This is a genomic window from Verrucomicrobiota bacterium JB022 (assembly GCA_030673845.1).
Taxonomy (GTDB): domain Bacteria; phylum Verrucomicrobiota; class Verrucomicrobiia; order Opitutales; family Oceanipulchritudinaceae; genus WOUP01.
The window spans coordinates 85687-104953 of record JAUTCQ010000024.1; the positions used below are offsets into that span (position 1 = coordinate 85687).

Here is a 19267-nt window from a genome sequence, read left to right on the forward strand (position 1 = left end):
ATTACGGGGCGGTGATGTTAAAGGGGTTCCAGCCGTCGGCACCGCCGAGGACGTGGAGCGGGGTTAACTGCGCGGCTTCTTTCGGGCTCAAGGTATGCGCCCAGGGCACGCGCTGGGCTTTGTCGGCACCGGGGCCGGTGCTGGCATGTTCAAAATAGCGGCTGGTCTGCTCACGGGCGGGTTGACGCCAGTTGTGCCAGCCTTCGGGGCGGATGTTGGCCGGCAACTGCGTGTGGAGGAATGTCACCGCCGCGTAGTCGCGCCACGGGCGGCCAAAGTAGATCCGCACCTCCGGCGTCTCAGCCGTCACCCGGCAGTTGTGGAACACGTAGCCATGCGGGTGGTCCTGCGGTGTTGAGGCCGCGGTGATGTAACCGTCGGAGAGCGAATGCAGCACGCAGCGCTCGAAGTAGGCCGTGGCCCCGCCAAAAATGTAATCGACCGTGCCCGCGATATAGCAGTCTTCAAAGTAGTGGCGACCGGTGTTGCTGAGAAGGGTGTCCTGATGGCCGAGCAGGCGGCAGCGGCGCAGGATCGCGCGGTCTCCCTCCAGCCGGAGCGCAAGGGCCTGCGAACCGACGCCGAAGCTGTTTTCTAACGTCAGGTCTTCGATCAACACGTCGCTGGCGTCCACGCGCACGGTCGCGGTGGCTCCGGTGCCGATCGGGTTGCCATCGGGGCCTTTGTGGCCGGCGCTGAGGTCGTAAGTGATGACGGTTTGGGCGGCGTCGATCCCGCGCAGCACAAGGAAGTGCTTCTCCGGCCCGATCTGCAGGCGCTCCCGATAAGTCCCGGGTTGGACCAGCACGATCCAGGGTTGTTGCCAACTGGAGCGCGGGGGCATGGCGTCGATGGCCGCCTGCACCGTCCGGTGGGTGCCGCTGCCGTCGGCGGCGACCAGTGCGTGGTACCGGTGCGACTGACCCGCCGCATCGGTATAGACGTGCCCGGCTTCATGGCCGGCGAGCGTGCGCTCCATCCACGCGGCCATCCTGGGCAGCCATTGCGGGTCGTAGTCGTTCCACTGGGTGAGGCGATGCGGGGCGTCTTCGAGCAGGAGCAGGTCGCAGGGCACACCGTAGGTCTGCAGGCGCTGTTGAAAGGCGATCGACTGCGCCAGCGGCACGGTGCGGTCGGCACTGCCATGCACCAGCAGAAACGGCGGCAGGCCGGGCCTGATGAGGTTGATCGGCTGGGTGCCGCGCAGGATGGCCAGCGCCTCAGGCGTCACCTCTTGCGGACGGTCGAAGAGGTCTTGCAGGGCACGGCTGAGCCCACCGCGTTGGGGCAGGTCTTGCTCGAAGCTCGTCACCGGGGCGCAACCGACGACGGCCTGCACACGCTCTGCCGGCCCGCCCAGAGCGGCAGCCATGGCCACGAGGTGCCCGCCGGAGGAGTGCCCCACCATGGCGACTCGGGCAGGGTCGCCGCCATAGTCGGCCGCGTGGGCCTTGACCCAGCGGATGGCCGTAAAGGTATCTTCGAGACAGGCCGGCCAGCGGTGCTCCGGCGCGAGGCCGTAGTTGATCGAAAACCAGACGAACTTGTCCGACAGGCCGTCGAACCACGGGGAAATGTCGGCGCCGCTGTTGGGGCGGTCGGCTCCGCTTTTATCGCCACTGGCCCAGCCTCCCCCATGCACGAGAATGGCGACCGGAAAGGGCCCCTGCCCTTCCGGCACGTGCACGTCGAGCAACAGCGGCACTTCACCGGCACGCCCGTATTCGATGTCGGTGAGCAGCCGGGCCTGCGCCAGCGAACAGATGGAGATACCCAGCAGGCAGAGGAAAAGGCGGGAAAGTGGCCGGAGTAGAAAGAACATCGTAAGGGGGCTAGGCTTTGACGTGGCGCAGGCCAATGACGGGCACCAGCAATTGGATGGCGAGGAGCGACAGCACATACATGCCGGAGAAGTAGGCAAAAACGGCGACGTAGCTGCCCGTGCGCTGCAGGATCTGCCCGGTGAACTCGTTCACGAAACCGCCCGTGAAGTAGCAGACAAAGCCGCCCAGCCCCACAACGGAGCTGATCGTCTCCTTCGGCATGGTGTCGGACACCACACTGAAGAGGTTCGACGACCACCCTTGGTGAGCGGAGCCGGCCACCCCCACGATGAGGATCGCCAGCACTACATTGGGCGCATAGGGGGCGATGAAAACGGGCACGACCGCCAAGGCGCAGATCAGGAGCGAGAGCTTGCGCGCGGAGTTGATCGACCAGCCCTTGTTCATCAGAAAGCCAGCCAGCCAACCACCCGCCACGCCGCCAATGGAGGCGATGATGTAAAAGGCGCTCGTGGCCCACCCGGTGTTCTGCAGCTCCAGATCGAACTGCTTTTGCAGGAAGTCGGGGATGAAAAACTGGTAGAAGCCCCAAGCCGGCCCGGCGAGAATGCTCGCCAACATGAAGGCCCAGACGGGGCGGTAGCCGAGCAAGGCCAGCCATGGCACCTTGCGCGCCTTTTCTTCAAAAACCGGCTGCCCGTCGAGGATGTAGGCGCGTTCGGCTTCGGAGAGGCGTTTGTGTTTGGCCGGGACTTCGTAGGTGTAGCACCAGGCGACGAGCCAGAGCAGGCCAGTGCCGCCGGTGGCATAGAAGGTGGCTTCCCAACCGAGGTGGCTGTAGATCCAGGGCACAAGGATCGGGCACAGCACCGCGCCGACCGTCGTGCCGGTGTTGAAGATGCCGGTGGCCAGCGCGCGCTCCTTGACCGGGAACCATTCTGCCACGGCCTTGATGGCACCGGGGAAGTTGCCGCCTTCGGTCAACCCCAAAGCGATTCGGGCAAACATGAAGCCTGCCGCCGTCATCGGCATCGCCAGCGTCAACATGACGAAGCCACCTTCGGCCCACGAAAACCAAGGGTAGGTGAGACGAAATTCATCGGCCACATTGAGGAAGCCGCAGAGGCCATGCGCCATTGCAGCAAAGCTCCAGGCGGTGACGAAGATCGGCAGGCCTTTTTTCACGCCCAGGCGGTCGATCAGGCGCCCGCCCAGGAGGTAGCCGAAGGCGTAGGCAAAGGAAAAAGCGGCGGCAATGTGCCCGTAATCGGCATCGCTCCACCCGAGTTGCTCGCTGAGGGGGGCTTTGAGGATGCTGATGACGAGGCGGTCAATGTAGTTGACGGCGACGGAAAGAAAGAGAAGCACGCAAACCAGCCAGCGATATTGACCGCCAGCTGACTTGGCAGAAGAAGGAGAGGCGCTCATGGGGTGCGAGGCTCAAAAAGAGGGGTAGGTATATTCGGCAAGGAAAACCGAATGCCTGTTCTCTACGCACCCGGACCGTGCTACTCAACCCAACCGCCTGTGCGCATTGTTGCGCAAGCGCTAAAACCGCTCCGGCAACGACCAGCCATCGCGCCAGCGGCCCGAGAGCAGCGTCTCGTGCGGATGGTCGGGGATGCCCGTCTCGTTGCGGTGCAGCAGGCCGATCAGCATCTCGACTGCGAGCATCCCGATGCGCGCCGGCTCATAGAAAACGCCGGCGCAGCCCAGCTCCGGGTCGGCCTGCAAGTCGATCAACGCCACGTCGTCGGGCACCTTTACGTTCAGCTTTTCCAGCCAGCGCAACACAGGGCCGGCATGCGTAGCCAAAATGGTGCGTGGGCGCTCCCGCAGGTACCATTCCGCAAACTCCTCCTCGGTCGGCGGCGACTGCGGGCAGACGCGCGGTGCCTCGTCGGGAAAGCGCTTGGCGTGAAAGCCCAGGTAGGCGGAGAGCCACTGGTTGCCGACGCGCGGGCTGTCGTCTTCTTCGGAGAAAACGAAGCCGATGCGGCGACACCCACGCTGGTAGCACTGCCGCATGGATTGCCAGGCGGTGTCGAAGTGGTTTTCGGTCACGAAGTTGAGCTGCGGCGAGCGCAACGTCATGCCGAGCGCGACCGATGAGAAGCGCTCCCACGGCAAGTCGATCTCACTGAGGCCCGGGGGCAAGCGCCCGATCAGCAAGCCATGAATGTTACGGGTGGCGAGGATATCGCAAAAGCGCTCGGTCGTCATCCCCGGTTCGGCCAGCCAGAAGTGTTCGAGTGAGTAGCCCAGCTCGCGGGCCCGCTCGACGGCTCCGGGGTAGAAATCAGGCCGGGAGTGGTGCGAGGGGCGCCAGCCATAGCGCGTAGGGTAGACGGTGACGAAGGCGAGCGTCACATGTCGCGTTTCCGTGCCGCTGCGGCGCGACTGCATCAGCGCCGCCACCAGGGGGTTGATCCGGTAATCGTGTTCGTGCGCAAGCTGCTGGATCTTGTCGCGCATGGCGGTCGAGATCCGGGGGTGGTTGCGCAGGGCCAGGGAGACGGTGGAGCGGTGGACGCCGGCCATCCGGGCCAAGTCTTCTAGGGTAACTTTCTCAGCCATACGGGGTAACAGAGGGGGTTAGGAGTCGTGACGAGCGGAGCTTGAGTAAAAGCTGCGGTCAAGTCAACAATGCGACCTGCAGCGCAATTGCTCGCCAAAAAACTTTTACGTATCCGATAAGCAGGTTTCAAAGCAGGAGCCCTGAGCAACACCCCATCTACCCCGCCCTTCCTGCCGCGACCCTTTCCCCAAAAAAATCAGCGATTCTACGACGGTTGCTTCACCTGTGCCTCCAAAAGGCACAACTAACGCCTTTTAGAAATGCTGATTTGCCTCAAACTCCAAACCCACCCCAATGAGTAACTGCAATGTCGCGCCCCTGAAGTGGCGCCATCTCTCCCTCCTGTCTGCCCTCATCCTGGTTGGTCCCGGCGCCTTGCTGGCGCAGCAAACCTCGCCTCGGGATGACGAGCAGGTTTTCGAACTGTCTCCGTTTGAAGTCCAAGCCTCGGAAGACGACGTAGGCTATTACGCCTCCAGCACGCTGGCTGGCACCCGCATGAATTCGCAACTGAAGGACCTGGCCTCCGCCATCACGGTGGTGACGGCCCAGCAGCTACAAGACACCGCCGCGACCGACCTCAACGACGTCTTCCTCTACGAGGCGAGCACCGAAGGCACCCATACCTACACCTCTTTTTCCACCGACCGCAGCGGCGCTGTAACGGACAACACCCAACAATCGCCGACGTCTTCCAACCGGATGCGTGGCTTGGGTAGCGTAGACATCGCACGTAACTACTACGTCGGCATCCGCGAGATCCCGCTCGACTCCTACAATGTGGAGGCCTTGACGATTCAGCGGGGCCCCAACTCCGTGCTCTACGGCCTGGGCAGCCCCTCGGGCCTAGTGAATTCCACCCCTTCCCGCGCGAATATCGGCGGCAACAAGGGCAAGGTAGAATTCCGCCTCGGAAGCTGGGGAGATGTCCGGACCTCGTTTGACTACAACGCAACGGTGCTGAAAGACAAGCTGGCGATCCGCGTCGCCGCCCTCTACCACGACAAAGGCATCCAACAAGAACCGGCTTTCGACCGGACCCGCCGCCAATATGCCACGGTGACCTACGAGCCTTGGAAGGGGACAACGATCCGCGCCAGCTACGAGCACTACGACAACGAAGCGCAACGCGCTGCCTCCATCACCGCGATGGATCTGGTGACTCCCTGGATCGAAGCGGGTCGCCCCGCCTGGAACCCCACCACGCTAACCGCAACTTACGACAACGGTCGCACCGAGACCGTGACGAACAACTACGCCTTCTCGACCTGGACGCGTTACCCGGAGCTCTACAAGGACCAGATGCCCGGTCTGGCCCCCGACCCGAACATGACCAATGCCATTACCCTGGTCGACCGCGGGCAGGTAATTGGGCGGTGGCAGGGGCAGCTGGGCACGCGCCGCGACTTGAATCTGGACAGCGAGCCCGGCGGAAAGATCCGCTACTACTTCCCCGGCGTTACCGGCCCAAATCAGCCCGAGCGTCTCTTCACCTCCGACGGCCCGTATGAACAAAAGTCGGGCGAATTCCCCGGCTACATCACCCCGGGTGTTAGCGACAAGTCGATCTACGACTACGAAGAGCTGAATCTGGCAGCCGCCAATTTCTTCGACAGCGAAGGGCACGTCTATGAGTTCTCGCTGGAGCAAAAGATCCTCGACAATCTGTTCGTTGAGCTGGGCTACCACCGGGAGCAACTCGACCACAATTACATCAACGACTTGTCGTCCGGTAACATGAAGCTGCGGGTGGACGTGAACACCCACAACCTCGACGGCACCGTGAACGAGAACTTTGGCCGCCCCTTCATGGACGGGGGCTATGAGCCGCGCTACTACATGCGCGACCAGGAATCCGACACCTGGCGTGGAACGGTGGCCTGGAATCTCGATTTTACCGAGAACGACAATAGCCTAATCTCCTGGCTCGGCCGCCACAACATCATGGGGCTCGCCCAATTCAACGAGACCTCTCAAGAACAGATTGCCTTCACCCCACGGGTCATCACCAAGAACCCGTACTGGATGGACATCAACGCGGACGGAACCTACAAGGAACTGGCCTCGCAGCCCAACCCGGTCAAAAACCGGCCCGTGCGCTACTACATGGGCGACAACAGCACCAACGTGCTCTATGGCTCGGGCCAATCCATCCAATACGGCTACTTCCCCAGCTGGGGAGACTATTACGGCCCAGTTATGCCGAGCGCCCCGCTGCGCCATTTCGTCTGGGACATCAACAGCCCGACGAAGCGTGCGGCGGACCCCTCCTACCCCGTTTCCGGTGGCCGCCCGGTGGGCGCCTGGGAGACCAATGAAGCGGACTGGGCCTTCGCGCTGACGGACAACGCCAGCCATGAGCAGCAGAAGCTGACTTCCTATGCGACCGCCGTCCAGAGCTTCTTCTGGGAAGACCGCATCGTCACCACCTTGGGTTGGCGCTACGACAAGCTGGAGTCTCGCCAGGCCAAGAACCCCGGCAACTCGATCCGCATGGATGAATCGAACGGCTACGCCTACGATGATCCGCTCTGGGGTGCGCGCGACGCCTACATGCTCCTAGACAATTTCCCGGATGACTGGACGGAAGCAGACGGCACCACCACCACCAAGGGCGTCGTCGTTCACCCGTTCCTGCGCCAGAAGTGGGCCCCGACCTGGCTGGAAGGCTTCAGCGTCTTCTACAACGAGTCCGATTCGTTTGAGCCCGCCCAAGTGGAATACAACCTGTATGGCGAAATCCTGCCCGACCCGAACGGCGAAGGCCAGGACTATGGTTTCACCATGGCGCTGCTCGACAACAAGCTGCACGTAAAGGTGAACTGGTATGAGCAGACTGCCTACAATGCTCGCCATGGAGGCGACACCACCACGATGACCCAGCGCCTCCAGCGGATGGAGAACGAAAGCAACTGGGGCGTGATGGACTTTTGGGAATGGAACATCGAGCTGCGCGACGGCCTGCCCTTCGGCACGCTCGACTTCTTCGACCCGGCCAACGTTGCCACCCAAGATTATGTTGACGAGCTCTATGAGCTAGCGCGCTATCCGGTAGAGCCCCCTGTGCCGCTGCGCGATACCACGCAGCGCTTCAATGACGTGCGCAACGTCAAGTCGAAGGGCACGGAGTTCACCATCGACTACAACCCGACCAGCAACCTCAACATCAAGATCGCCGCCTCCAAGCAGGAGAGCATCATCGAGGGTGCCGCGCCCGCCACTGCCGAATGGGCCGCCCAGCGTTACACTGTCTGGACGACGATGAACAACTACGATGAGTTCGCGCAGTCTCATGGTTTTGGCAACAATCCGCCCGTCGACTGGTGGAACGGCGTGAACCCCGAGAATGGCGAACTCGCCAGCAGCGATCCTGAGTATCCCTTTACGGCCGGTGACCCAGGCCTTGATCCGCGCAAGCCGGGTCAGGACATCCGCTGGCAGGGTCGCCCGGCTGGCCCCGAAATCACCAACGTCTGGATCGCCAACGGCCTGAACCTGCTGAAGGAACTCGATGGCAAGCCGACCCCGCAATACCCGGAATGGCGCGCCAGCATCCTGGCCACCTACCGCTTCACCGAAGGTCCGCTGCAGGGCTTCATGATCGGGGGCTCCGCCCGCTGGGAAGACAAGAAGGTCGTCGGCTGGGCCGGTGAGCTCGTCAACGGAGAGCTGAAGTACGACGTGAACCGTCCCTTCCATCAAGATGCAGACATCACCTTCGACATGTGGGCCGCCTACCGCTTCAACATCGGTGAAGATCTCCGCATGAAGGTGCAGCTGAACGTCCGCGACGTGTTCGAAAGCGGTGGCCTCGAAGCCATCCGCTACAACCCCAACGGCAGCGTCTCGACCTACCGGATTGTCTCGCCGCGCACCTACTACATTTCCACTTCACTGGAATTCTAAGACCTCCTCTTTGCCTGGTTACTACAGATCTACCCCGGTGGCGCTACGGCGCGCCGGGGTTCTTTGTTTCATCGGTGGGCGGCGAATAGCGTTGAGATTTGCACCAAAAGGTAATATATATTAGAGATGTTACCCCTTGCCCGCCTCCTTGTTTTGCTGTGCCTGTTCGCTTCCACTTCCGCCCATGCTGCGGCCTCGCGGCTCTGGGGAATGGAGGGCGAAAACTGGTCGGAGAACAGTCGCCTGCCTGATTTCTCCCGCGCTGGCTACCACCAGGGAGAACAAGCTCTCCCGGAGGTCCCGACTGGGGCCAATGTGCGCGACTTCGGTGCAGTGGGCGATGGCAAGGCAGACGACTCGGCGGCAATCCAGGCCGCCATTGACGCGACATCCAAAGGCGCCGTCTATTTGCCAGTGGGGCGCTATCTGATTACCCAGCCCCTGTCGATCAAGCGTAGCCAAGTGGTATTGCGCGGCGCCGGCCCGGAGCGCACGATCCTGTGGTTCCCCAAGGGCTTGAACGAGATCTTCCCCACCGACGCCAAAACCAGCGAGGGCCGCCCTACCACGCCCTACTCTTTCGGCGGCGGCTTTGTCACCATCGAGGGCGATTACCAGAGCGAAGTGCTGACCCCGATCAGCGCCGAAGCCAAACGCGGCGACCGCGCGGTGAGGGTCGAATCATCCCAAGGGCTCGCGATTGGCCAACGCGTGCGCATCGTCGCACACGAGACCGAGGACCAGAGCCTCAAGACCTACCTCTACAACGGCGAACCGGGCGACATCTCGCGCGGCAAGCCCTACGACGCCCGCCAAGTCGTGCGAATCGTGGCCATCGACGGCGATCGGGTGACGCTCGACCGGCCCCTGCGCTTCCCTACTCGCTCAGAGTGGCAACCGGTAGTCGAACGCTTTGAGCCGACGGTGCGGGAGTCCGGGATCGAGGGCATTGGCTTTCACTTTCCTGCGGGCCAGTATCAGGGCCATTTCGAGGAAAAGGGTGCCAACGCGATCGAGCTGAAAAATGTGGCCGATTGCTGGGTGCGGGATGTGCGCCTTCACAATGCCGACCTCGGGATCAACATCATGGCCTACGGCAACACGCTGGAGCAGATCGTGATCACGGCCGATGCCGAGCGGGGGCGCGAAGAGGCGGAGATAACCGCCTGCACGGGGCACCATGCGATCCAGCTCAAGCACGCAGAGGACAACCTGGTGACGGGCTTCGACCTGCGCACGAGCTACATCCACGACCTCTCACTGGAGCACGCATCAGGCAATGTCTTCGCGAACGGGCGCGGCGACAACCTGGCACTCGATCACCACAAGGACACGCCTTTCGAAAACCTGTTTACGGATGTGGATTGCGGGGCGGGCACGCGCGTCTGGTATCACGGCGGCGGGCGTGGGCTGGGCCTGCCCTGCGCCGGCTGGGGCACGTTTTGGAATCTGCGGGCGGAGCAGCCGGTAACGCCGCCCAGCCGCGACTTTGGGCCGCCGAGCATGATCTTTGTGGGGCTCGATGGCGTGGAAGAAAGCGAGACCGAAGGCGGTTGGTGGATCGAGGCAGTCCCAACCGATAAACTGCAGCCTGACAACCTCTATGAGGCCCAACTGGAGCGCCGCTTGCGTGCGCAAAAAAGCCTTCCCCAAGGCGAGGAAGGCTGAGACGGGGCTGGCGCTCAGGCGGGGTTAGAACACGCCTTTGACGCCGAGCTTCCAGATGGTGCCGGTCTTGAGGATGCGCTCGAAGTTGTCTTCGTGGTTGCGGTAGGTGTAGACCGACGGCTCGTTGGTGATGTTGCGCGCATCAAGGAAGATGCGGTAGCGGCTGCTGAAGGCGTATTCGAGGTTCAAGTCGAGGAAGAGGCGCTCCTTCTGGTAATACTTGACGTAGGGTGCCGCGAAGTTCCACTGGCCGGTATTTTCATCATAGGCGGCACCGGGAGTGTTGAGGATCTTGCCGGTGTAGTTGGCGTTGAGGCGCGCCGAGAATTTGCCGATCTCGACGTTGAAGCCGCCGTTGGCGGTCATCTTGGGTGAACCTTGGAAGTTGCGCCAGTCGTCGTAATCGAGGAAGGTCGCGTTGGCAAAGATGCCGAGGCCGTTGAGCGGCTGTGGCAGGTTGGCGAACTGCTTGTTGAAGTCGAACTCGATCCCGTTGAGTTTCACCGAGTCACGGGCATTGGTATTGGTGAGCAGCGTGTAGCCGGCATAGGTCGTATCGCCGAGGTAGCCATCTGGCCCGAGGGTGATCTGGCTGCCCGCCAGGAGGCGGTCTTCCCAAATGCGGTGGAAGGCAGAGACGGAGAACACGCCGACCGGCTCGAAGTACTTTTCGACGGTGAAGTAGAAGGTCTTTGCCCGCTCCTCTTGGATGTTGGGGTTGGCCGCTGTAATCGTCTTGGCCGTGTCGTCGATCGACGAGATGCCGGGGATGAGGTTGGCGATGTTGGCCCGGGTGACGGAGTCGTGATAGGAAGCACGCAGGACGAGAGTGTCCGTAAGGTCGTAAGTCAGGTGCAGATACTTGAGCAGCACGTCGACCGAGTCGCCTTCACGAGAGATCGGGCGGTCATTCTGGCGGTCGTAGCCGCGCCCGGTTGGAGTCGAGGTCTCGTAGCGCAACCCGGGCGCAACTTCCAGCGAGCCTAGGCTGATGACATCGGTGAGGTAGGCTCCGAAAATCTCTTCCTCGAAATACCAGTTGTTCTGCCGGCGCTGGGTCCCGTTGTCCGTGGCGCTATCCACAAAATCGCCGGGGTATTCCCGGTAGCGCTGATAGAGCTGCCAGGGGCTGAGGGGGTGGATGCCGTCGAGGTTGGTGCCGACGTCGAAGTCCATCGTGTAGTTGTGCTGCACGTAGTCCGCCGGGTTGGGGTCGTCAGCCGTGCCGAGCACCCCGTCGGGGCCGGTAAAGCTGGTGCGCAGGGCGCCATAGCGGTGCACCTCCAGCTCGCGCCGATTGTAGAGCACGCCGTATTTCAACTGTTGCGGCAGGCTCCAGTTGCGCCAGTCGTGGACCACGTCGATGCGGCTGGTCGACTGGACGTCTTCGGAGTTGCGCTCGTGCCAGGCCAGGGACTGGGCTCCACCCTGGAAGTTGTAGTTGGAGTGGTCGCGCCAGTCGGGGCCCGATAGCTGGGTAAACTGCAGGCCGGTATCGCCCTCAAAATCGCGGTCCCAACGCCACGAAATGTTATCGAGGCGCACGGCATAGTCGGTGAAGTGACCGTTCTCGAAGTTCTCGTACCAGTTGCGGGCCTTGCCCCAGTTGACGCGCCCGGTGATGGTGAGGTTGTCGTGCTGGTATTCGAGGCCGGCGGTAAAGATCGTGGTGTCGCCCAGCTTCTCCATAAACTGGTTGGAGTCAATGTCGATGGAGCCATTGGCGACCGTCTGGCTGGTCATGGAATATTCCTGATCCAGATCGTAGCCGAAGTTGGGAGCTTCCTGATCGGGCCGCAGGCTGATCGTGCGGTTGTAGAACATCGACTCGTATTTGCTGAGGTCGGCCCGGAAGAAGGCGGTCAGGCGGTCGGAGAAGCGGTAGTCGATGCGGCCGTAGTAGTTGCTGCGCTGGGTGGGCTTGGGCCCGTCCTGCAGCCAGATCCAGTTGTAGACGGGGATCTCGGTGTCGTTGTCGTTCGGGTTGGTGTTGTAGTCGTTGGCCCAGAGCCAGATGTGCTTTTGCGCGGCGATGGTGTGGTGGTTGCTGGTGCCGAGGACCACGCCAAGGTCTCCATCCATGAACACGTTGGAGTATTCGAGCGAATAGTTGGGCAGCAGCTTGTAGTGCTTGTCGCTGTCCCAGCCTTCCGTCTGCTGGAGCGAGGCGTAATAGGAGTTGGTGGCGAGGCCGAGGGAGTATTCGATGTGCTCGCCGTCGCGGTCGAACGCGCTCTTCGTCACGAGGTTGACGGTGCCGGAGAGGGCCGAGGGCTGATCGGGGGTAGGCGTCTTGGTCAGCGCGACCATTTCGACGCTGTCCATCGAAAGCTGCTCAAACTCGAAGGTACGGCCGGTGGCGATATTGGACGAGCCGGCGTTGGGCACGAAGAGCCCTTCGAGCAGCACGTTGCCGTATTGGGGAGCGAGGCCGCTGATGCGCACGGCCCGGGCGTCGGCCTCCACGTAGTCGAGCGAGACCCCGGGCATGAGCTTGAGAAACTCACCCGCGTTGCCTTCGGAAATGTTGCCGAGCGAATCGGCGGCAATGACCTTTTGCGGGTTGATCGCCACCTTCTGCTCCATGATCGCGAGGGCGTTGCCGGAGCGGACTTCGCTGGAAATCTCGAAGGCTTCGAGGTCGACGATGTCGTCCTCGTCCGCCGAGGGTGTGGCGGCAAAGGCGCTGCGGAGGGTGAAGTTGGCGGTAGCGGTTTCGCCGGGCGTCACCTCGACGGTCTGCTCCGTCGTTTCGAGGCCCGAATAGGCGGCGCGAATCGTGACGGTGCCGGCCGGGACACCCGAGATCACGTAGTTGCCGCCCGAAGTGGAGAGCACTTCCTGATTGCTCCCTACCACCGTGACGATGGCGTTGCGGACGTAGGCCTGGGTGGAGGCGTTCTGGACCCGCCCGCGGACGGTGCCGGTCTCCTGCGCCAAGAGCAGGCTGGGTGAAAGCAGACACAGGATCGAGAGGCAGGCGAAAAGCAGGCGCACGGCCCACTGCCCCGCCGGTAAGGGCGTCGGGAGTATTTTCATGGAGACGAACTGGTTTGAGGGGGGTAACGGGTAGGCTCCCTGGCAGGTCGTCTCCCTACTGCGGATGGGCCGCGCGTGAGGAGCATCACGGCCAGGAAAGCGAACCTGTTTCGTCTAGAATCGCTTCAAAATCAAAGGCTACCATTTCTGACTGTAATACATTAAAGCAGAATTCCTAATGACTAGGAGCCAATCCTTCAGGCCGTGCCAAAAGTTTACTTTACCCAACGTTATCACGCAAAAAGCCTCCGGTAGGTACCGGAGGCTGAAGCAAACGTAACGTTGGCGAACCGATCAGTCGTGCGTGTTGCTGAGGGCGAAGAAAGTCGCCTGAGCGTAGTCGCTGGTAGAACCGCTATTGTTCTGGTTGTAGACGCCGGCCTTGAAGTACATCCAGTCGTTGGCAAAACCGCTGCCGCTCATGTTCATGGTTTCGACCACGTCCGGTTTGCCTTCGCGGCTGATGGTGACGGTCAGCGTATTGCCCACCACGTCGATGGTGTAGCTGAATACCTCCCCCAGCTCGATGCCGTCGGAGGGGTTGGAGGCACTGTTGCTGCGGCTGCCGATCATCTCATACCACTGGGTGCTGCCGATGTTGGGCTCGTGCGCGAAGTAGATGGAGCCTTTGCTGTTTCCCGGCAGCTTTCGGTAATAGAGGCGGCAGGGCTCGGCGTCGGAGGCGTGGATCTGCCCCACGATCACGCGCCCCACCTTGCCCGAGTCGCCCGTGGTGGAGACATGGTCGACACGCAGGGTGGCCGTGAGGGTACCGTCGACGCCGCCCGCCGCGTTCTGGTTGGACGTGGTGGAGGTGGAGAACACCCAGTTGTTGCCGTTGATACCGTGCGTACTGATGCTGGTGTTGCCGGCGCGCAGCATCTCGCGCAGCTCCGTGCGGGAGTAGTTGCTGCCGCTGGTGCTGCCCGCGATGTTGGGGCAGCGGAAGACCATGCCGCCGCTGCCGGGATCGGTAAAGAACTCGCCAGGGCTTTCGTTGCCCGCATTCACCCAGGATTCCTGCCTTTCGGAAGCGTCGGGCAAGGTGATCTTCCAGGTGCTCAAGTCAAAGTTTTCGCTGGGCGGCGCATCGGGATCCAGCCCGGTGTCGGGGTCGGGATCGCCTCCGCCGCTGCCGTTGAGCGTCACAACCAACTCGGGGCGGTTGGCGTGCTCGCGGGAGCGATATTTGGTGTAGACGTTGTTGTTGCCCGCCAAGCGGAAGCTTGCCTCGCTGTTACTGGCGGCGACCTCGGAAGCGATGTAGGAGGTGACGTCGTATTCTACCCAGACGCCGTCGTCGCTGTCGCTGAGCGAAGCGGTGTCGAGTGCAAGCGATACGGAGGGGCGATTGTTCCAGGTGAGCGTGCTCTCGGTCCAACTGTCGCTGGCGGAGGAGACGGTGTGGACGGTGTTGCCGTTGCTCTGCGCGAGGTAGACCCGCAGCTTGGCCTCCGTGACGGTGCCGCTGAGGCTGCCGACGTCGAACTGCAACCACGATTCGCGGGTGTTGTCGCTGGTGGAGCCTTCGGCTTTCACCTCCAGATCGGTGTTGGTACCGTAGTTGGTATTGGCATTGGCGCCCGCGCGGACAAAAGTGTCGTCCGTTGGGTAAAGCGTGGAACTGCTTGGCGTGGCGGTAGTCGTGGTGATCACCAACTCGGGCTCGTTGCTCGTCTCGCGCGAATCGTAGACCGTGTAGGCATTGTCGCCCGCCACGAGCACGAAGGTCGCGAGGCTGCTGCTGTTTGCCACTTCCGTCGCCACGCGAGAGGTGACGTCGTACTCCACCCAATAGTCTTCGACGCCGCTGCTGAGGCTGGCGGAGTCGAGGGCCGGGCTGTAGGAGGTGGGTTGATTGTTCCAGGTGAGGCCAGACTCGCTCCAGCCGTCGTCACCATAGTGGACACTGTGGGTGCTGGAGGCGTTAACTTGGGTGATGTAGACGCGTAGGGTTGCGCTCGTAACGGTGCCGCTGACGCCGCTGAGGTCGAAGCCGAGCCAGGACTCGCGGGTATTGTCGCTCGTATCGCCTTCGTTTTTGACGACGAGCTGCGTCGCGGTGCCGTAGTTGCTGCTGGCGTTGCTGCCAGCGCGCACGTAGGCATCTCGACTGGCGGTGAGGGTTTGAGTGGTTTGGGCTTGGAGGGGGTTGAGGAGCAGACAGAGGGCGGCAACTGAGGCCACCCGGAGGGTTTCGGGGTAGTTTCTTCGTTTCATAGGGAAGAGCCAGCGCACCTGGTCTTCCATCTCCTACTGCCTCGGCCGGGGTAAGCGTCATAGGCAATAGTTATGGCTTTCAAGACTTTTAACTATTACAAATTAGTCAGATTGATGACAAGGGGGAAATTCGTGAAACAGAAGTCGCTCTACCGCTGAAAGAAGGCGCGCTGCTTTTCGGAAATGGGCAGCCCTACCCGCTCCATCACTTGCAGCATGTCTTCCCACAACTGGCGCTTGGCCTCCATGGTGCTGTTGCGCAAGAGGAAGCTGGGGTGGTAGGTCGGCATGAGCGGCACTCCGTGGAAGTCGAGCCAGTTTCCGCGTGTGCGGGTGACGCCGAGCGGTTTTTCTCCTTGGATGAGGCCGTTGATGGCGGTGCCACCGAGAGCGACAATGACCTTGGGCTGCACGATATCGAGCTGAGCGCGCAGGTATGGCAGACAGTAGGCCATCTCTTCCTGCGTGGGCGGACGATTGCCCTTGCGCAGGGGGTTGGGCGGTGAGGGACGCCAATTCATGATGTTACCGATGTAGACCTGCTCGCGCTTGAGGCCCATCGCGCCGATCACCTTGGTCAGCAGCTGACCGGCGGCCCCGACGAAGGGCTCGCGCTGGATCTCCTCATCCGCGCCCGGGGCTTCGCCGCAGAAAAAGATGTCGGAGTCGAGGCTGCCCACGCCGAAGACCACGCGCTCGGGGTCGCCCGCCTGCTCGTGGCAAACGGGGTCGGCGTAAATCTGCTCGCGCAGGGCGTCCCACTGCTTCTGCTTGCTCCCCTTGGGCAGCTTGACCTTGGGGGCCTCGGGCAGTTTCGACTGGGCGGCACTCGCCTTGACCTTGGGCTTGGGCGCGGCCTCGGCCACCGTCGGCAGCTCCAGCTTGAGGTCGGCGGAAGACGTCATGGCGCTGGCCGTGCGCAAGGGAGGCAGCTTGATCTCTGCCGGCGTCTTCGGGCTGGCGGCGGCCAAAGCGCTCACCCGCTCGCGGAGCTGGCTCAGCGTCTCCGGCGTGAGATAGAGGGAGTCGACCCCTTCCCGGCGCAGGTGACGCAGTTCGGCGATGACGGCTTCCAGTTGGGCGCGCATGTCTTCATTAGAGGCAGAGGGGGCGTGCGCGACCAGCACGAAATGCAGCCGCTACTCAGCTGGCGGCGTAAACGCCACGATCTCGCTGCGCACGGGCGGCTGCGTCATGAGGAAGTCGTAGATCGCACCCAGGTCGTCCGTGCTCATCCCGGCGTAATAGGTCCAAGGCATCGCGGTATTGAACTCGCCGGGGACCACGGTCGGGGGGCGGTAGGTCAGAAGATCGAAGGACTTGAAGCGGGCGATGAACATTTCGCGCGTCCATCGCCCGATCCCGGTTTCGTGGTCGGGCGAGATGTTGCGCGAGCGTGCGATACCGCCAGTGGGCAAAGGGAATTCGCGACCACCGGCAAAGCTGCGGGTGAAGTCGGGCTTGCCCTGGATCATCGGCGTATGACAGTCGGCGCAGGCGCCCATGGTGGTGAGGTAGGCACCGTAGGCCACGGTGTCGCTTCGCTCGGGCGGCTGCGGGGCCAACTCAACGTCGCTCGGCATGAGGTGCACGATGAAGTTCATGGGGAAGTTGTGCTTCGAGCCCGGCACCGCATTTTCGATCGGCGGCAAGGTGCGCAGGTAGGCGATCAGCGCCTTGATGTCGGCGTCGCTGGTGCGCGCATAGCCGTGGTAAGGCATGATGGGGAAATACGGCTCGCCCTCGCGGTCGACCCCGACGGTCAGCGCGCGGTAGAGCTCGCCATCGGTCCACTCGGCAAGCGCCGCCGGGGTGATGTTGGGCGCGTAATAATAGCCGGGCAGGCCCTCGGCGGGGGTGAAGGGCTTGCCTCCCTGCCCAAGCGTGCCGGGCTCGAACGGGAACGAAAAGCGCGTGATTTGCGGGGCCGAATGGCACTCCGCGCAGGCCGCCACATGATGGAAGAGGTAACGGCCGCGCTCGACCATTTCGGGCGTGGCAACGACCGTGAGATCGGGGGCGGGCTTGACCTTGGGCAGCGCAAAACGCACGTAGCCAAGCAAAGCGGCAACACCGATGACGACCATGAGAACGAGAGCAGCAAGCAGACGCAGGAGCAACTTCATGAGGGGCGGACGATATGAGCGCCCCTGATGCCCGCAAGCAGGATTTGTTAAGCTCTCGGAGATTTACAAATTACTTGAAATCGGTCCAGGCAAACGGCGTTTACGATGGATCTCAAACGCTCCTGGGGTCAGACAGGCCCGCGCGATAGCGTTTGGCAAGCAAGTCGACAATCGCCGGGTGCGTGCCTACCAGGTCGGTGCGGTAAGTCTGCAGCCTTGGGTATTCAGCCTGAGCCTCTGCACAGATGGTGGCCACGTCTCCCCCTTCACCGGCGTGTCGCCCCGGGGACAGGAACAGCAGCGAGACGATGACCGGCCCGTCGTGGAAGCCCGGCTGGCGCAGGAGACGCGCCAGCAGCGGCTCGTTGAAGTCGTATTCCGGCCCCTCGCGACGTTCCATCGAGCAGCCCACCACCTGATGGCCGAGGATATCCGTCAACTGCTGGGCCACCTGATCGCGCACCGCCGCCACCTCGATCTTGGGCGATCCGTGGTCGCACAGCGCGAGCGGCACGTCGCGCAGGCCCTCGCGCTGCTGCACTTCGCGCACGCGCGCAGCAAGGATCTCGGCGAGGTCTGGCTGGGCGGGGTCGAAGAGGAACGGCGCCACCTGCACGCGGATGTCGCCGTAGCGCTCGCGCAGCTTGGCCAGGCGCTCAGGCAGGTAGTCGTTGATGGCACCCGTTGGCCCGAAGAAAAACGGGATGAGGTAAAAGTCTCGCTCCCCGGCCTCGATCGCGCGTTTGGTCTGCCGCTCCCATACCAGGGCTTCTTCGCCCCCGAGCAGGGCCGGATCGATCTTGCTGCTGTGGAGCATCGAAACGGGTAATACTTCGTGCCCCACCCGCTCGCTCAGCGCCGCAGCCACCGCGCGCAGGTTGAGCACCGAGTCGGGCCGCAGCGAGCCATTGTCGATCAGGAATGCTTGCATGGCCCACAAGATGGACGCCTGAATCGCAAAGGCCAAGCGCGCGCTACGGTTTCAACGACTGCCCCACCGCCCAGCGCAGGGCAAACGGCAGCGACTCGGTCAACATCGGGCCGTGACTCAAACCCGGCAGGGTCTCGAAATGCACCTCCAGCGTCGACAAGGCGTCAAGGCGACTCGCCAACTGCTCCGCCGCATCATCCGGGAAGCCGGGAGCACGTCGGCTGGCATCTTCCTTTTCGCCCACCAGCAGGAGGAGGCGCTTCGGGTCGTGGCGTTCCCGGGCGGCAAAGGCACGCTCTTCCCTCGCCATGAGTTCGGGAGCCCACCAGAGCGAGGGGCTCGCGGCAACGTAAGCCGTAAAGCTATCGGGGCGCGTAAACAGTGTATGCAATACGAGCAGGCCGCCAAACGAGTGGCCCCATAGTGTCTGACGCTGCGGATCGACCGTCACCCGCCGCTCGACCTCCGGGCGGATGGTCCCCTGCAGCAGGTCGAGGAAGGCATCGGCTCCCCCTTGACGCCTGCCACGCGCGTCTTCCGATTCACCGCCGGGCAGGGTGTAGTCGTAGATCCGCGCGGGAATGTCGAAGCGCAAGTCGGTCTGGTAACCAATCGCGACCAGCACGGGCAAGGCATCGGGCGCAACCGCCGTCAAGGCATCCGCATCCAGGTCGGAGAAGGCAGCATTGCCGTCGAGCAGGTAAAGCACCGGGTAGCCCGCTTCCGGGGCCGGTCGCTGCGGGATCGCGAGATAGATGCGGTAGTGGCGCGCGCCGTCTTGCGAATCGAGGGCCCACTCCTGAAAACGGTAGAGTTCTGCCCCTGCCTGCGAGAGGGTCGGCTGCATCTTCTGCTCGATCCGTGGTTGGGCGGCAACTGGTGTGCAGAGCAGCCATGCCAGCGTGAGGAAGGACAAAAGAGCAAGGGAGCGAGGAAAGGATTTACAAGCGTAGCGCATCTTGAGATTAAGTATCGGTATCATCCAATGAAGCAGACGCAGAAAAAACAAGTCGCG

General features: G+C 62.5%; 11 protein-coding genes. 2 read left to right on the forward strand and 9 right to left on the reverse strand.

Going from position 1 to position 19267, the window contains the following annotated elements; genetic code table 11:
• Window position 1 precedes the first annotated feature (1 nt).
• The 3 genes from Q7P63_18055 to Q7P63_18065 form a co-directional block, all read right to left on the reverse strand.
• Window positions 2–1822 carry a pectinesterase family protein gene (locus Q7P63_18055; protein MDP0502001.1) on the reverse strand — a complete coding sequence of 607 codons (1821 nt, stop codon included), beginning with the start codon at window positions 1820–1822 and terminating at the stop codon, window positions 2–4.
• A gap of 10 nt (window positions 1823–1832) precedes the next feature.
• Entirely contained in the window at window positions 1833–3212 is a 1380-nt protein-coding gene (locus tag Q7P63_18060; protein ID MDP0502002.1) for an MFS transporter, read from the reverse strand.
• A 120-nt stretch (window positions 3213–3332) separates the two neighbouring features.
• Entirely contained in the window at window positions 3333–4361 is a 1029-nt protein-coding gene (locus tag Q7P63_18065; protein MDP0502003.1) for a LacI family DNA-binding transcriptional regulator, read from the reverse strand.
• 295 nt (window positions 4362–4656) lie between these two features.
• Here Q7P63_18065 and Q7P63_18070 point away from each other — a divergent pair, with 295 nt between their 5' ends.
• Window positions 4657–8268 carry a TonB-dependent receptor plug domain-containing protein gene (locus Q7P63_18070; protein ID MDP0502004.1) on the forward strand — a complete coding sequence of 1204 codons (3612 nt, stop codon included), beginning with the start codon at window positions 4657–4659 and terminating at the stop codon, window positions 8266–8268.
• A 126-nt stretch (window positions 8269–8394) separates the two neighbouring features.
• Window positions 8395–9936 (forward strand): glycosyl hydrolase family 28-related protein, encoded by a 1542-nt coding sequence (locus Q7P63_18075; protein MDP0502005.1) that lies wholly within the window; start codon window positions 8395–8397, stop codon window positions 9934–9936.
• Window positions 9937–9960: 24 nt separating this feature from the next.
• Here the strand turns inward: Q7P63_18075 and Q7P63_18080 are convergent, their stop codons facing one another.
• From Q7P63_18080 to Q7P63_18105, 6 genes are all read right to left on the reverse strand, one after another.
• The gene (locus tag Q7P63_18080) at window positions 9961–12975 is read right to left on the reverse strand and encodes a TonB-dependent receptor (protein ID MDP0502006.1); all 3015 of its coding nucleotides are present in this window, start codon (window positions 12973–12975) and stop codon (window positions 9961–9963) included.
• A gap of 294 nt (window positions 12976–13269) precedes the next feature.
• Window positions 13270–15195: a polysaccharide lyase family 7 protein gene (locus Q7P63_18085; GenBank protein MDP0502007.1), complete on the reverse strand. Its 1926-nt coding sequence runs from the start codon at window positions 15193–15195 to the stop codon at window positions 13270–13272.
• 149 nt (window positions 15196–15344) lie between these two features.
• Entirely contained in the window at window positions 15345–16283 is a 939-nt protein-coding gene (locus tag Q7P63_18090) for a uracil-DNA glycosylase (protein MDP0502008.1), read from the reverse strand.
• 51 nt (window positions 16284–16334) lie between these two features.
• Entirely contained in the window at window positions 16335–17321 is a 987-nt protein-coding gene (locus Q7P63_18095) for a cytochrome c (protein MDP0502009.1), read from the reverse strand.
• Between the two features lie 112 nt (window positions 17322–17433).
• Window positions 17434–18252: a CbiX/SirB N-terminal domain-containing protein gene (locus Q7P63_18100; GenBank protein MDP0502010.1), complete on the reverse strand. Its 819-nt coding sequence runs from the start codon at window positions 18250–18252 to the stop codon at window positions 17434–17436.
• A 43-nt stretch (window positions 18253–18295) separates the two neighbouring features.
• Window positions 18296–19168, reverse strand: a complete 873-nt coding sequence (locus tag Q7P63_18105; protein ID MDP0502011.1) for an alpha/beta hydrolase-fold protein — start codon at window positions 19166–19168, stop codon at window positions 18296–18298.
• Between the last annotated feature and the right edge of the window lie 99 nt (window positions 19169–19267).

Excerpts from the sequence above, each read along its gene's own strand:
- Q7P63_18070 (MDP0502004.1), top strand. The coding sequence starts at position 4,657 with ATGAGTAACTGCAATGTCGCGCCCCTGAAGTGGCGCCATCTCTCCCTC.
- Q7P63_18075 (MDP0502005.1), top strand. The coding sequence starts at position 8,395 with ATGTTACCCCTTGCCCGCCTCCTTGTTTTGCTGTGCCTGTTCGCTTCC.
- Q7P63_18095 (MDP0502009.1), bottom strand. The coding sequence starts at position 17,321 with ATGAAGTTGCTCCTGCGTCTGCTTGCTGCTCTCGTTCTCATGGTCGTC.
- Q7P63_18060 (MDP0502002.1), bottom strand. The coding sequence starts at position 3,212 with ATGAGCGCCTCTCCTTCTTCTGCCAAGTCAGCTGGCGGTCAATATCGC.
- Q7P63_18100 (MDP0502010.1), bottom strand. The coding sequence starts at position 18,252 with ATGCAAGCATTCCTGATCGACAATGGCTCGCTGCGGCCCGACTCGGTG.
- Q7P63_18065 (MDP0502003.1), bottom strand. The coding sequence starts at position 4,361 with ATGGCTGAGAAAGTTACCCTAGAAGACTTGGCCCGGATGGCCGGCGTC.
- Q7P63_18080 (MDP0502006.1), bottom strand. The coding sequence starts at position 12,975 with ATGAAAATACTCCCGACGCCCTTACCGGCGGGGCAGTGGGCCGTGCGC.
- Q7P63_18085 (MDP0502007.1), bottom strand. The coding sequence starts at position 15,195 with ATGAAACGAAGAAACTACCCCGAAACCCTCCGGGTGGCCTCAGTTGCC.
- Q7P63_18055 (MDP0502001.1), bottom strand. The coding sequence starts at position 1,822 with ATGTTCTTTCTACTCCGGCCACTTTCCCGCCTTTTCCTCTGCCTGCTG.
- Q7P63_18090 (MDP0502008.1), bottom strand. The coding sequence starts at position 16,283 with ATGCGCGCCCAACTGGAAGCCGTCATCGCCGAACTGCGTCACCTGCGC.